Raw genomic sequence first — 14260 nt, 5'->3', positions numbered from 1 at the left:
CGGCCGGTCGCGACCTCCCGCTATTCGACCCAAAGCCGACATTCAGGAGCGAGTTGGTTCTTTATACGCAATGAGTTCTCCATCACACGCTCACGTGTCGAGACGCTCGGTACGGCTGACAGCGACTTGCCGCCCGCGCTCCAGGTCGACCCCGGCCAGGATCAGCAGGCCGACGACGAAATAGCTGCCAGTAATCAGCATCGCCAGGCGGTGATCGCCTGCGGACAGCCAACTGGTCAGGCCGTAAGTCATCGGGCCGAGGATTGCCGACAGTTTGACCGCCAGCCCCCAGAGGCCGAAGAACTCCGCCAGCCGTGTCGGCGGCGCAAGCAGGCCGACTATCGCACGTCCGGCCGATTGGCTGGCACCCATGCACAAGCCGGCAAGGTTGGCCGCCAGCCAGAACAGCCCGGGGCCGCGCGCGACCCAGACCAGAGCGACCATGCCCAGCCAGCCCAGCAGGGTCAGCGCCAGGGTGGCGCGATGGCCGAGGCGGTCCTGCAGCCAACCGAACAGCACTGCACCGATGGAGGCCGTGATATTCACCACTAAGATCAGCAGCAGCGTGTCTTGGGTACTGAAGCCCATGACCTGATTGGCATAGATGGCAGCCAGGGTGATCACGGCCGAGATACCGGCCTGGTAGCAGACCGTGCAGGCAAGAAAGCGCAGCAGGTCGCGATAACGCTTGGCTTCGCGTAGCGTCTGCGCGAAGCGCGCCAGCACTGCTTGCGCGATAGGCATGTCGCCGCACACGGGCTGCGGCTGGCTGCGTTCGCGCAGGAACAGGAAGGTCGGCAGGCTGGCGACGGCGAACAAGGACGCGGTGATCAGCATGCACACCGGCACGAACTGCGCCGCAGTCTGGCCCTGTGCCTGGGCCCAGCTGACGAAGGCCAGGCAGGCGCCCAGGCTGAACAGGCCACCGATATAGCCGAATCCCCAGCCCCAGCCGGACACCTTGCCCAAGGCCTCCACACGGGCGAGTTCGGGCAGGAAGGCGGCGATCAGGTTTTCGCCGCTGCCGAAACAGAAGTTGGATAGCACGATGAAAAGGATCGCGACACCGAGTTCCCCTGGCCCTGCCAGCGCGAGTCCAGCGGTAAATACGACACAACCGACGGTACTGAACAGCAGCAGGCGTTTCTTGCAGGCGAAGGCGTCGGCATAGGCGCCAACCAGCGGCGCGCTCAGGATGATCAGGGCGTAAGAGAGGGCTATGGCGCTGGTCCAGGCCAGCGTACCCCAGGCTTCGCCTTTGGCGACCACGGCGACGAAGTAGGCGTTGAACACGGCGGTGATCACCACCGTCGTGTAGCCGGAGTTGGCGAAATCAAACATCGCCCATGCCCAGATTTCTCGGCGTGTCACTCCGGGGGCAAGGCTGGCTGGCATGGCGATCCCTCTACAGGGCTGTGGCGAGGGTAAGGCCCTCGCCACAGGTGCAATGTTCGTCTCAACGTCCTTAACCGACTGGTATAGAGCCTAGCCCTGGCCCACCCTTCCTGCGAGCGTATAATGGCAATTGGCAAGGATTTATACGCAGAGTTTCCTGTCATGAGGGGCCGCCGATGTCTCGTCCGCCTCCAGACCCCCGCGCCGTTCCCCATTACGATGGGGGCGCGGAAAAATTGCTCGAAATTGTCCAGCGCACCGTGGTCGAGCTGCACCCGCAAGCGGCAGAAGGGTTGCACGTTACCTTGCACAGCGTGCTGGACCGGGACCTGGGCGTAGACAGCCTGGCTCGAGTCGAACTGTGGTCACGTATCGAGCACGAATTCGGTGTGCGCTTACCAGAACACCTGTTCGCCTCGGCGGACACCCCCGCCGATGTTCTGCGCGTGCTGCACAGCAGTCATGGCGCCGAGGCCGTCCGACCGCTGCCCGCCAGCGACGCTAGCGAGGCCCTGACAGCAACAGGGCAGACGCCGGACGCCGCGCGGACCCTGATCGAGGTACTGGACTGGCATGTGCGTCATCAGCCGCAGCATCTCCACGTGCGCCTGCTAGGTGAAGGTGACCAGCAGGAAGCGATCAGCTATGGCGCCTTGCACCAGGGCGCCCTGGCCGTTGCCGCAGGGCTGCAACGCAGTGGCTTGCGGGCCGGTCAGACCGTGGCCCTGATGCTGCCCACAGGCCGCGACTTTCTCCAGGGTTTTCTCGGCATCCTGTTGGCCGGTGGGGTGCCGGTGCCCATCTACCCACCGCTGCGCCTGTCGCAGATAGAGGAGCATCTGCGCCGCCAGGCCGGCATCCTGCACAACGCCGAGGCCAAAGTGCTGATTACCGTGACGCAAGCGAAGCTGCTCGCCCGCCTGCTCCGGCCGCAGGTCCCGAGCCTGGTCCGTATCGCCAGCGTGGCCGAGTTGATGGGCGAGGGGGGCGAGTGCGTCACACCGTTGCGGCAACCGGATGACATCGCCTTCCTGCAGTACACCTCGGGTAGCACTGGCCAGCCCAAGGGCGTGATGGTCAGCCATGCCAATCTGCTGGCCAATCTGCGCGCCATGGGTAGGGCGCTGAAGGTGGGGCCGCAGGACGTGTTCGTCAGCTGGCTTCCCATGTACCACGACATGGGCTTGATCGGTGCCTGGCTGGGCAGCCTGTATTACGGCTACAACCTGGTGCTGATGTCACCGCTGGCTTTCCTGGCACGGCCGGAGCGTTGGCTATGGGCCATCGATAGCTTGCATGGCACCTTGTCGGCGGCGCCCAATTTCGCCTACGAACTGTGCCTGAACAAACTCGCTGACAGTGACCTCGAGGGCCTGAACCTGAGCAGTTGGCGCCTGGCCTTCAACGGTGCCGAACCGGTCAGCCCGGATACCTTGCAGCGCTTTGCCGAGCGCTTCGTACGCTACGGCCTGGCGCCCACCGCGTTGACGCCTGTCTATGGGTTGGCCGAGGCCACGTTGGGCGTGGCCTTTCCTCCCTTGGGCCGAGGGCCGCTGATCGACCGGGTGCAGCGAGAGGCGTTCCAGACCCGTGGCACTGCACTGCCCGCCGAAGCGGACGCCAGCGCAACGCTGCGCTTTGTCTCCAGCGGCCGGCCGTTGCCGGGTCATCAGATTCGCATCGTCGATGGTCGCGGGGTCGAACTCCCCGAACGCAGCGAAGGTCACCTGCAATTCAGTGGGCCGTCTGCCACCGGAGGCTATTACCGTAACCCCGAAGAGACTCGCCGGGTGTTGCGCGATGGCTGGATCGACTCGCTCGACTTCGCCTACATGGCCGCTGGTGAGGTCTACCTGACCGGCCGCGCCAAGGATCTGATCATTCGGGCCGGGCGCAACATCTACCCCTACGATGTCGAAGCGGCGGTCGGCAACTTGCCCGGTCTGCGCAAAGGCTGCATCGCGGTGTTCGGCAGTCCTGACCCGGCCACCGGCACCGAGCGCCTGGTGGTGTTGGCCGAAAGCTACGAGAAGGAAGCTGCCGCGCGGCAACGCCTGCAGCAGGAGGTCAACCGCATCGTGGTTGACCTCACCGGGGTGTCGCCCGATGATATCGTGCTGGCACCGCCGCATAGCGTACTGAAAACCTCCAGCGGCAAGATTCGCCGTGCTGCCAGTCGCGAACTGTATGAGCGCGGTGAAGTAGGCCGGCCACACCTCGCTGTGTGGCGCCAGTTGCTGCGCCTGGTGCTGCAGGCCGTACGCGGGCATTTCCGTCGCAGCTGGCGGAGCGGCCGCACGGCGCTATATGCCGCTTACATCTGGCTGCTGTTCTGGTTGGTCACCCCACTGACCTGGCTGGGCGTCGCGCTCCTGCCGCGCCAGCGTTGGTGCCGTAGCTTTACCCGCGTGGCCGCACGGCTGTTCGTGTGGTTGACGGGTGTGCCGTTCAGCGTCACGGGGCTGGAGCACCTGCCTGAGTCTGGGGCGAGCGTGCTGGCCGTAAACCATGCCAGCTACCTCGACGGCGTCATGCTCTGCGCGGCCCTGCCGCCGCAATTCAGCTTCGTTGCCAAGCGCGAACTGGCTGAACAGTGGATCGCCGGCCGGTTCCTGCGCAAGCTCGGTGCCCGCTTCGTCGAACGCTTCGACCTGCAGCGCAGCGCCGCGGACACCGGGCCCCTGGCCGAGGCGCTAGAGGCTGGCCAGCCGCTGGTGTTCTTCCCCGAAGGAACCTTCACCCGCGAGCCAGGCTTGCGAACGTTCCACATGGGCGCCTTCGTGCTCGCCGCGCGTACCGGCGTGCCGCTGCTGCCGGTCGCAATCCGCGGCACGCGCAGGGTGCTGCGCGACGGTCAGTGGTTCCCGCGTTACGGTGCAATCCACGTCAACGTCTGCTCGCCGCTGTTGGCGCAAGGGCCGGACTGGACGGCGGCAATCAAGCTGCGGGATACGACGATAGCGATGCTGCTAGAGCATCTGGATGAATCGGAACACGCCCAGCGCGCTGGATAGGCGACTACTTTGCTGTCGTCGTCTGTCCAGGGCCGGTTATAGCGTGGCACACGTCAACAGCTAAACTGGCTTGGACCAATCATCACCGACACGAGCTGACCAGGGCGGCTACAGGTGCCGAGCAATAGCACACTCCAACACCCTGGCCAGCACCTGAGCAGGTCCAATGACCCTGCGGACAGCCAACACCGTGACGGTTGCAAGCCCCAGCATTGGCGGCTTCAGTTTTGCGCGGTCTTTTCACCGGCTTCCAGTTTCACTGTCTCTTCCAGGGTGAAGCGCCCCAGTGGGTTTTGCAGGAAGTTCTGGATATTGCTGCGTGAAATATTGATATAGGGGCTGTAGTACAGATCGATCCAATGGACATCCTGTTTGGCTTGCTTCTGTAGTTCCTGGTAAATCTGCTTGCGTTTGCTTGGGTCGATCTCCACCCGGGCCGCGGCCACCAGGTCCTTGACCTTGTCGTTGTGGTAGCGGGTCATGTAGTTCATGTTGGTGTCGTGACCGAGCACGAAGGTGGTCTTCTGGTCCGGGTCCAGCACGTCGTTGGTCCAGTACATCACCGACAGGTCGTAATCGCCATCGACCAGCATCTGCCAGCTCTGGGTCGGGTCGACCTTCTGCAGGTTGGCGGTGATGCCGACATCGGCCAACTGCTTCTGCACCAGCACGGCGATCTGCTCGTCGGCCTCGTTGCCGGCGTTGACCACATAGTTGACCTTGAGCCCCTCGGCGCCAGCCTTCTTCAGCAGCTCGCGGGCCTTGGCCGGGTCGAAGGGGCGCTGTAGGTTGTTGGCGTTGTGATAGAGCGCGCCCTTGGGAATGTACGAATAGGCCACGTCGCCGTGGCCGAAGGTCACGGTGTCCACCAGGGCCTTCTTGTCGATCGCCAGGTCGATAGCCTCGCGCACCTCGACCTGGCCCAGCAACCCCTTCTCGTGGTTGATCAGCAGATGGTCCTCACGGGTCGACGGGTCGATGTGAATGGTCAGGCTCGGGTCCTTGCGCAGGGTATCGACACGGGAGAAGGGCACGAAGATCGCCGAGTCCAGTTCGCCGGCCTGGACCTTGAGCATGCGGGTGTTGTCGTCGGGGATGGAGATCCACTCCACGCCATCCAGGCTGACCTTGTCGGCCTCCCAGAAGTGTGGGTTCTTTGCCAGGATCACCCGGTCACCGCGCAGCCACTCCTTGACCTTGAAGGCACCGGAGGTCACCGGCTCCTGGGCGTAGGCGTCTTCGCCGATCGCGTCCATGGCCTTTTTCGACAGGATCGAGACGTTGGCGGTGGCCAGTTGCGAGAGGAACGGCACCGACTTGCTCTTCAGGGTCACCACCAGGGTGCGGTCGTCCGGGGCGTCGGCCTTGTCGATGATCTTGTAGGAGTCGGCCCACAGCGAGCCGGGGTTGTCGCGGATGCGCAGCAGGGAGAACGCCGCATCGCTGGCGCTCAGTGGCGAGCCATCGGAGAACTTGGCTTCGCGGATCTTGAAGGTGTAGGTCAGGCCGTCGTCGGAGACCTTCCAGCTTTCGGCCAGGCCCGGGACCAGCCGGGTGCCGCTGTTGTCGACCCGTATCAGCACGTCGTAGACGTTGGCGAAGACCCAGCTGTCGCGGTTCTGTGCGCTCTTGATCGGGTCGAAGGTGGTGCTCTCCTCACGGCAGCCGATGGTCAGCACGCCGGCTGCCAGGGTTGTGCCGGTGGCCAGGGTGCTGGCGGCCAGCACGGCGGCGGTGAGTAGCTTCAATGCTGTGGGTTTCATGCTCAAGCTCCGTTTGATGGTCATGGTTGTTGTGTCAGTACGGCGGTCGCGGATGGATGCAGGCATGGCGCCGGGCACCCTGTGAATGGCTGGGCGGCGCGGTTTCGCTGCAGGTGGGCAGCGCCTGCGGGCAGCGTGGGTGGAAGGCGCAACCCGACGGCAGGTGCAGCGGGCTCGGTGGCTCGCCGGCCAGGGGGCGTTCTGGCAGGCGGCGGGCCGGGTCGATGTCGGCGATCGACTGGATCAGCGCGGCGGTGTAGGGGTGATGGGGCGCGTCGAACACCTCGTCCACCGGGCCTTCCTCGACGATCTGCCCCAGGTACATCACCGCCACCCGGTCGCACAGCCGGCGCACCACGCCCAGGTCGTGGGTGATGAACAGCAGCGCCAGGCCCATGCGCTCGCGCAGCGTCAGCAGCAGGTTGATGATCTGCCCCTGGATCGACACGTCCAGGGCGGCGACGCATTCGTCGGCGACGATCAGCCGCGGCTCGATGGCCAGGGCTCGGGCGATGCCGACCCGTTGGCACTGGCCGCCGCTGAGCGAGCCGGGCTTGCGTTCGGCCATCTCGGGGTGCAGGCCGACCAGCTCGAGCAGTTCGTCGACCCGCGCCGGGATCCGCTCGGCGGGCACCTTGCGCTGCACCTGCAGGACTTCGGCGAGGATCTGGCCGATGCGCCGGCCTGGATTGAGCGCGCTGTACGGGTCCTGGAAGATCATCGCAGTCTCGCGGCGCAGGCGGGCGATATCGACCTTGCGGCCCTGGGTCATGTCGATGCCGTCGAACAGCACCTGCCCGGCGGTGACCGGGTTCAATTGCAGGATGGCCCGGGCCAGGGTGCTCTTGCCGCAGCCCGATTCGCCCACCAGGCCGAGGGTCTGGCCGGCGGCGAGGGTCAGCGAGGCGCCGTTGACCGCGTTGACTTTGCGCGGACGCAGGCCGAACAGGCCGCCGCCGGCGGCGGAAAACTGCACATGCAGGTCCTTGACCTGCAACAGCGTGGTCATGACAGGCCTGCGGCCAGCAGCGGGGTGTGGCAGGCGAGGCGGTGGCCGGGGCCGCTCTCACGCAGCTCCGGCAGTTGCTCCCGGCACCGCGGCAGGGCCTGGGCGCAGCGCGGCTCGAAGCGACAGCCCGGGGGCAGGGCATCGAGCAGGGGCGGTTGCCCGGCAATGGTGTTCATCAGCCGCACCTGGCGTTGCGCCGCAGGGTGGCAGGCCAGCAGCCCGGCACTGTACGGATGGCGTGGATGGGCCAGCAGCTGGTGCTTGGCGCCGTGCTCGCAGAGACGCCCGGCGTACATCACGGCGATGCTGTCGCAGGTCTGCGCCACTACCCCCAGGTCGTGGCTGATCAGGATCATCGACAAGCCGCGACGGTCACGCAGTTCCAGCAGCAGGCGCAGGATCTGCGCCTGCACGGTGACGTCCAGGGCCGTGGTCGGCTCGTCGGCGATCAGCACTTTCGGGTTGCAGCCCAGGGCCACGGCGATCATCGCACGCTGGCGCATGCCGCCGGAGAACTCGTGAGGGTAGTTGTCCACCCGGGATTTCGGGTCGGGAATGCCGACCTGGCGCAGCACTTCGATGGCTTCGGCCCGAGCCTCGCGGCGCGAGGCGCCCTGGTGCAGGCGGATGCCCTCGGCGATCTGTTCGCCGATGCGCATCAGCGGGTCCAGGTGGCTGCTGGGGTTCTGGAAGATCATGCCCAGCTCGCGTCCGCGTAGGCGGCGCATGCCGGCCTCGTCCAGTTGCAGCAGGTCGTGGCCCGCCAGGTGCACGGCCTTGCCCTCGATCCGCAGGTTCGGCGAGGGCAGCAGGCGCATGAGGGCACGGCAGGCCAGGGTCTTGCCCGAGCCGCTTTCGCCCACCAGGCCGAGGATCTCGCCCTGGCCAAGGTCGAAAGACAGGCGCTCGACCAGGGTGATCTCGCGCAGGCCGTTGCGGGCGATCACGCTCAGCTCCCGGACCTGCAGCAGCGGTGTGCTCATGAGCGGTCTCCAAGGCGTTCGGCGACGCCATCGGCCAGCAGGCTGAAGCCCATGGCCAGGGTCACCACGGCAAGGCCCGGGAAGGTGCAGATCCACCAGGCGATGGTGATGAAGCTCTGGCCCTCGGCCACCATCGAGCCCCACTCCGGGGTCGGTGGCTGCACGCCAAGGCCCAGGTAGCTGACGGCGGCGCCGTTGAGCAGCACCAGCACCGCGTCCGACATGCAGAATACAACCGAGCCGAACAGGGCATTGGGCAGCAGGTGGCCGAACAGCGTGCGCCGGTGGCTGAAGCCCAGGCTCCTGGCGGCCAGGGCGAAGTCGCTTTCCTTGAGCACGAGGATCTGTGAGCGGATCAGCCGTGCATAGGACACCCAGCCGACCAGGGCCATGGCGATATAGAAGCTGCCAAGGCCCGGGCCGAGAATGGCCATGATCGCCAGCATCAGCACCAGGAAGGGGAAGGCCAGGACGATGTCGATCAGGCGCATGCAGGCGTTGTCCAGCAAGCCGCCGATGTAGCCGGAAATGGCGCCGATGCAGGTGCCCAGCAGGAACGGGAAGATCACCCCGATCAGGGCCATCTGCAAGTCGATGCGCGCGCCCCAGATCACCCGCGACAGCACGTCGCGGCCGAAATTGTCGGTGCCAAAGGGGTGCGCCAGGCTGGGGGCGGCCAGGCGCAGCTCGCCGTTCTGCATCAGCGGGTCGAACGGCGCGATCCACGGCGCGCACAGCGCCAGCAGGCACCAGCCGAGGACGATGGCAAGGCCGCAGTACAGGATCAGGCGACCGTTGCGCAGGCTCCAGCCCAGGCGCCAGCGGAGGGACAGCGTGGGGCTGGGACTGTGGCTCATTGGATCTTCACCCGGGGATCGAGGGCGGTGGTCGCCACGTCGGCGATGAAGTTCACCGCCACCGTGGCACAGGCCAGCACCATGGCCACGCCCTGGACCACCATGTAGTCGCGGGTGAAGATGCCGCGCACCAGCAACTGGCCGATGCCGGGCAGGGAGAACAGGCTCTCGATCACCACGGTGCCGCTGATCAGCCAGCCGATGTTGACCGCCAGCAGGTTGATCGTCGGCACCATGGAGTTGGGCAAGATGTGCCGCCGCAGCAGCGCGCCTTCGCCAAGGCCGCGGGCGCGGGCCGCGGTGACGTGGTCGGCCTGCATCTCCAGCAGGATGCTGGCGCGCAGGTTGCGCACCAGTACCGCCGAGAGCGCCAGGGCGATGGTCAGGCAGGGCAGCACCAGGTGATGCAGCTTGTCGGCCCAGGTCCGGCCATAACCGGACACCGGGAACAGCCCCCAGTGCACGCTGAACAGCAGGATCAGCATCAGGCCCAGCCAGAAGGCCGGCAGGCCCAGGCCGGCGGTGGTGAACAGGCGGATCAGGTTGTCGACCCAGCCGCCCTTGTTGCGGGCGGCGAGCGTGGCTAACGGCAGGGCGATGAGCAGCGCCAGCAGCACGCTGCCCAGCACCAGCATCAGGGTGGGCTCGATGCGGCTGGCGATCAGGGGCAGGGCGTCGATCTTGTACAGCAGCGATTTGCCCAGGTCACCGTTGAGCAGGTTCTTCAGGAAGTACAGGTACTGCACCCAGATCGGCTCGTCCAGGCCAAACTGGGCGCGGATCTTCTGGATCGCATCCGGGGTGCTGCGCGCGCCCAGCAGCACCCGCGCCGGATCGCCCGGAATCGAACGGACCAGCACGAAGGTGATGATGCTGATACCCAGCAGCACCGGCAGCAGTTGCAACGGCCGGATCAAGACGAACCGGTAGCGTGCCAGGTTCATCGATCAGCCCCGGTTGCGCTGCAGGAAATCCAGCAACACCGGGAAGTAGGCTTGCGGCTCTTCGTAGAACGGCATGTGGCTGCTGTTGGGGAACACGTGCAGCTCGGCCTGGTCATGCAGTGCCAGTTTCATGCGCAGGGCGCAGGCGGGGGACAGTTCGTCGTGCTGGCCGGTGGTGATCAGGACCGGCATGCGGAACTCGCGCATTTGCTCCAGGCGGTTCCAGTCCTTGAGGTTGCCGATATAGAGGAATTCGTTGGGCCCCTGCATGGTGGTGTAGGGGCTCATGTTCCAGTCGTCCAGCGAGCGTTTGACCGGCGCCGGCCACTCGTCGAGGCGGCACACGTGACGGTAGTTGAGCAGGGTGATGGCTGCCTGGTACTGGGGATGGTCGAGGTTCCCCTGGGCTTCGTAGCGCTGCATCATCGCCACGGTTTCGCTGCCCAGGGCGCTGCGCAGGCGTTCCAGCTCGCTGATCAGGTGCGGGATGTCGCCGACGGTGTTTTCCAGAATGAGGCTTTTCAGCGACTGCGGGTGGTGGATGGCGTACTCGATCGCCAGCCAGCCGCCCCAGGAATGTCCCAGCATGTGCACGCGGCCCAGGTCCAGGGCCTGGCGGACCTGCTCGACCTCGGCCACGTAGCGCGTGATGTTCCACAGGCTGTCGTCGTCGGGGCGGTCGGAGGCGCCGGTCCCCAATTGGTCGAAGGCGACCACGCGGATGCCCTTGTCCTTGAGCCAGGCATGGGCATCGCGAAGGTAGTCGCAGGGCAGGCCCGGCCCGCCGTTGAGGCACAGCAGCACCTCGTCCCCTTCGCCAAAGCTGTACACCACGAGATTGTGGCCATCGACCGATACATTGAACAGCTGGTCAGGTTGCATCTCACGCCACATCGCTACTCTCCTGTTGGCCATGGCTTACAGCTATACCCTGCACAGGAGAGTGCGCCGCCTACAAGCTAGTATTTCTTATAGGTTTTGTCTGGCAGTCCCGCGCCGAGCCGTGGCATTCTACTCGGCGGACTTCAAGATGGAAATCCAACAGGGTATACACAGGGAGTGTAAGGAATGCAGGCCAAGCTGGCTGATCTCCATACCCGTCTGTCGTCGGACAGTAGCCTGGACGCACAGATGGATAGCGTCGCCGAGCTGGCGGCGCAACTGGGCTTCGATGCCCTCGTGTACGACTACAGCCCGGTGCCGCTGGATCACCTCGGCGAGTTGATCACCCCCTCAGTGGTCAGGCTGCGCCAGACCCCGAGGGATTGGCAGGACCTGTGGTGCTCCGAAGGCTTCTACCAGATCGACCCGGTGCAGCAACTGGCCGTTTCCTCCATCGCGCCGTTCGCCTGGTCGTACCTGCCCAAGGGCGAGACCGTCCTGCAGCGCCTGATCGATCGCCGCCATGCGCCGGTGGTCGGTTACCTGCTCGATGCGCAGCTGGCCTGCGGCGTCACCGTGCCCATCCACCTGCCGCGCGGTGGGCTGGCGACCCTGACCGGCCTGCGTCCCCAGGCCAGTCAGCGTGACCTGGACGATGCCCGGGAACACCTCGCCGACTTCAGCCTGATCGCCCATGCCTTGCAGGAGGCCGCCTATCCCTTGCTGGGCAAGGAGGCCGCCAGCCGCGCCATCCGCCTGACCCGCCGTGAGCTCGAGTGCCTGCGCTGGGCTGCCGAAGGCCTGACCGCGGCGCAGATCGCCGAAATGCTCACCCGCTCGCTGGCCACGGTCTCCCTGCACCTGACCTCGGCCATGCACAAGCTGGGGGCGAAGAACCGGGTCCAGGCGGTCGCCCGGGCGGTGCACTACCGTCTGCTCGACAACTGAGTGGTAAAAAATCCGAAAACCTAGAGAACTCTCTAGTTATGCCTCGTCGTGCGTAGGGCTATTGTGTGCTCCACGATTCGCACGGAGCCGGATGAAATGGAACTCATCAAATCGCATGAAGGTTTTGCCCCGTTCGGCGACTATCAGACCTGGTACCGCGTCACGGGTGACCTGGATTGTGGTCGCACCCCGCTGGTCATCCTGCATGGCGGGCCGGGCTGCACCTACGATTATGTCGATGCCTACAAGGATGTCGCGGCCGGTGGCTACCCGGTCATCCACTATGACCAGCTGGGCAATGGCCGTTCGACCCACCTGCCGCAGATGCCGTCGTCGTTCTGGACGGTGAAGCTGTTCATGGAAGAGCTCGACAACCTGCTCGAGCACCTGGGTATCAGCGACCGCTACGCCCTGCTGGGTCAGTCCTGGGGTGGCATGCTGGCCAGCGAGCACGCGGTGCAGCGCCCGGCGGGCCTGCGTTGCCTGGTGATCGCCAACTCGCCGGCAGACATGCGCACCTGGGTCAGCGAGGCCAACCGCCTGCGCGAGAGGCTGCCCAAGGACGTGCAGGCCACACTGTTGCGCCATGAAGCCGTGGGCGACTACACCGCCGCCGACTACATCGCCGCCACCCGGGTGTTCTACGACCGTCACGTGTGCCGCCTGAACCCCTGGCCGGACGAGGTGGCCCGCACCTTCGCCCAGGTCGATGCCGACCCGACCGTGTACCACGCCATGACCGGACCCAACGAGTTCCACATCATCGGCAGCACCAAGGACTGGACCATCGTCGACCGCCTGCCGCAGATCAACGTGCCGAGCCTGCTGATATCAGGACGCCATGACGAAGCCACGCCGCTGGTGGTCAAGCCGTACTTGGACCTGATCCCGGGCATCCGCTGGGCATTGTTCGAGAACTCCAGCCACATGCCCCATGTGGAGGAGCGGGTGGCCTGCATGGGTACCGTGGTCAAGTTCCTTGACGAGAGCCTGTAGCGTTCGTAGCGGCCCTCATTCTGGCGATCACTACCTTACGATTGGTGTAGGCAGGATTTTCCATGTGGAGGTTCAAGAAAATCCTGCGTCGCCAATCTACCTTCCCATGCAGGCAATCGCTGCACCTTCGAACCTCGGGCTCAGCCCCCTGCGGGCAAGCCACGACCCCGGTACATGGCGTGCACCTGCCGCTCATCTCAAGATCATCGTGTTTTTGAAATCACACCACTCATGTATTGATGTAGATCGCGCAGATCCTTAATGCTCCAGGCGTGCGGCGGTATCTTTACACCGTTCTCCTGTAGCGTCTTTGGAATTAAGTTTCCATTGGGGCGAAGTATTATGGAAGATACAATAACACCCGGGTAATCACTCAGTCGCCTCTTGAAAGCCGATGTTGTAAGGTCAGGGGTTGGCGGATTGCTTTTATTGGCCAATGGCCCTGTCCCCTTGATATCTGCTCCGTGACACACGGCACATCTCTGTAAATAGAGATTTTTCCCATTGGTATTATCCGCGAAGGCGGGTGATGTTTGAATGAGTGAAAACATCCCGAGTAAAGCAATGAATGGTATTTTAATTTTTATTTGTCCGTGTTGTATGAATAGGATCCGCATCGAGGGCAAGCCCAGCGTTACCAATGCAACGCTCAATGCGCTCGATAACATTTGAACCCAGAGTGTTCATTAGGGTCTTTACGAAATATGCCTGCGCGACAAGGGTGGAAACCGACCCATGGCGGACATCACTAAAACGCGTTGAACGTCGTGCCTCGACCGTTCCGGCTTCGAGCTATTGCGATACTTGCGACAACGCATGAATGACATCCGCAGCCATCTGTTCAGCACTGTTCATCCCGTCAAGCCGTAAGACCGGAGCCGTTTGCTCTGATAGCCACGCCTCATGCCACGCTCGGTTGCGTCCTGAAAAGTTCGGATTGTCATACTGCGAGGCCCATTCCCGAAAGGCCACATGTATCTCATGCATGTCACCACCTGGTGCTATCCGATCTCCAAAGCGCTCTTTTTCACGTGCGGCCAGCCGTTCAAGGCGAACGGGCGTTGCGGTCACAACAAACACAATCAGATCGGCATGGGCAATCAACGCATCTCCCCAACCGATACAAGAACCGGTCAGCAGCCAGTCTTCGTCACCGAGTGTTTGCTGGAGCAATGGCACACGCTCACTGACAGGTCGCTTGGTCGTAAAAGGAGGGTTCGTGGGCATCCAGAAAAAATCATCGACATCTGCATGTCGTACACCAAGCAGAGTTGCGAGGTTTTGACCCAAAGTGGTCACGCCCGCACACGAAGCCCCTGTAATGTAAATCCGCAATTTTTCCTCCATGAATGCAAGTCGGTTTCGAGGCCAGCAAGATATCCCATACCCGCCTGAGTCTCACTTTTTTCTGGACTGTAAATGACCGCTTCTGACTGCGGTCTTGAGCTTGGAGCAGGTCAGTGGCTTGG

The 14260-nt window shown here is 64.1% G+C and carries 12 protein-coding genes; 3 read left to right on the top strand and 9 right to left on the bottom strand.

Annotation, left to right across the window (positions count from 1 at the left end; translation table 11 throughout):
- Positions 1 to 90: 90 nt before the first annotated feature.
- Positions 91 to 1341, bottom strand: a complete 1251-nt coding sequence (locus tag NLX68_RS19070; RefSeq protein ID WP_254285277.1) for an MFS transporter — start codon at positions 1339 to 1341, stop codon at positions 91 to 93.
- A gap of 290 nt (positions 1342 to 1631) precedes the next feature.
- On the opposite strand from NLX68_RS19070, the gene NLX68_RS19065 reads away from it, so the two are divergent.
- The gene (locus NLX68_RS19065; RefSeq protein ID WP_254285275.1) at positions 1632 to 4409 is read left to right on the top strand and encodes an AMP-binding protein; all 2778 of its coding nucleotides are present in this window, start codon (positions 1632 to 1634) and stop codon (positions 4407 to 4409) included.
- Positions 4410 to 4630: 221 nt separating this feature from the next.
- On the opposite strand, the gene NLX68_RS19060 is transcribed toward NLX68_RS19065, so the two are convergent.
- From NLX68_RS19060 to NLX68_RS19035, 6 genes are read right to left on the bottom strand one after another with little or no spacing between them, the layout of a single operon-like run.
- Positions 4631 to 6172 carry an ABC transporter substrate-binding protein gene (locus tag NLX68_RS19060; RefSeq protein ID WP_254285273.1) on the bottom strand — a complete coding sequence of 514 codons (1542 nt, stop codon included), beginning with the start codon at positions 6170 to 6172 and terminating at the stop codon, positions 4631 to 4633.
- Between the two features lie 34 nt (positions 6173 to 6206).
- Positions 6207 to 7181 (bottom strand): ABC transporter ATP-binding protein, encoded by a 975-nt coding sequence (locus tag NLX68_RS19055; protein WP_254285272.1) that lies wholly within the window; start codon positions 7179 to 7181, stop codon positions 6207 to 6209.
- A complete protein-coding gene (locus tag NLX68_RS19050; RefSeq protein ID WP_036995126.1) occupies positions 7178 to 8164 on the bottom strand; it encodes an ABC transporter ATP-binding protein in 987 nt (328 codons plus the stop codon). Before NLX68_RS19050 ends, NLX68_RS19055 begins: the two co-directional genes overlap by 4 nt.
- Positions 8161 to 9021: an ABC transporter permease gene (locus tag NLX68_RS19045; RefSeq protein ID WP_254285270.1), complete on the bottom strand. Its 861-nt coding sequence runs from the start codon at positions 9019 to 9021 to the stop codon at positions 8161 to 8163. Before NLX68_RS19045 ends, NLX68_RS19050 begins: the two co-directional genes overlap by 4 nt.
- Positions 9018 to 9965: an ABC transporter permease gene (locus tag NLX68_RS19040; protein WP_254285268.1), complete on the bottom strand. Its 948-nt coding sequence runs from the start codon at positions 9963 to 9965 to the stop codon at positions 9018 to 9020. Before NLX68_RS19040 ends, NLX68_RS19045 begins: the two co-directional genes overlap by 4 nt.
- A 3-nt stretch (positions 9966 to 9968) precedes the next feature.
- Positions 9969 to 10859, bottom strand: coding sequence for a proline iminopeptidase-family hydrolase (locus NLX68_RS19035; RefSeq protein ID WP_254285266.1), 891 nt, complete (start codon positions 10857 to 10859; stop codon positions 9969 to 9971).
- Between the two features lie 174 nt (positions 10860 to 11033).
- Between NLX68_RS19035 and NLX68_RS19030 the strand changes: the two genes are divergently transcribed.
- Together NLX68_RS19030 and NLX68_RS19025 are read left to right on the top strand one after the other, a co-directional pair.
- Positions 11034 to 11795, top strand: coding sequence for a LuxR family transcriptional regulator (locus tag NLX68_RS19030; RefSeq protein WP_254285264.1), 762 nt, complete (start codon positions 11034 to 11036; stop codon positions 11793 to 11795).
- A 96-nt stretch (positions 11796 to 11891) separates the two neighbouring features.
- Positions 11892 to 12791, top strand: a complete 900-nt coding sequence (locus NLX68_RS19025; RefSeq protein ID WP_254285263.1) for a proline iminopeptidase-family hydrolase — start codon at positions 11892 to 11894, stop codon at positions 12789 to 12791.
- A gap of 203 nt (positions 12792 to 12994) precedes the next feature.
- Here NLX68_RS19025 and NLX68_RS19020 read toward each other — a convergent pair whose 3' ends face one another.
- Both NLX68_RS19020 and NLX68_RS19015 read right to left on the bottom strand, forming a co-directional pair.
- Complete coding sequence (locus NLX68_RS19020; protein WP_254285485.1) at positions 12995 to 13408, bottom strand: c-type cytochrome; 414 nt, start codon at positions 13406 to 13408, stop codon at positions 12995 to 12997.
- Between the two features lie 175 nt (positions 13409 to 13583).
- Complete coding sequence (locus NLX68_RS19015) at positions 13584 to 14126, bottom strand: adenylate kinase (protein WP_254285484.1); 543 nt, start codon at positions 14124 to 14126, stop codon at positions 13584 to 13586.
- Between the last annotated feature and the right edge of the window lie 134 nt (positions 14127 to 14260).

The sequence above is a fragment of the Pseudomonas sp. SBB6 genome (genome assembly GCF_024213215.1).
In the GTDB taxonomy this organism is placed as follows: Bacteria; Pseudomonadota; Gammaproteobacteria; order Pseudomonadales; family Pseudomonadaceae; genus Aquipseudomonas; species Aquipseudomonas donghuensis.
The sequence above is the reverse complement of the archived record's forward strand: the minus strand, read 5'-3'. Positions and strand labels throughout refer to the sequence as shown.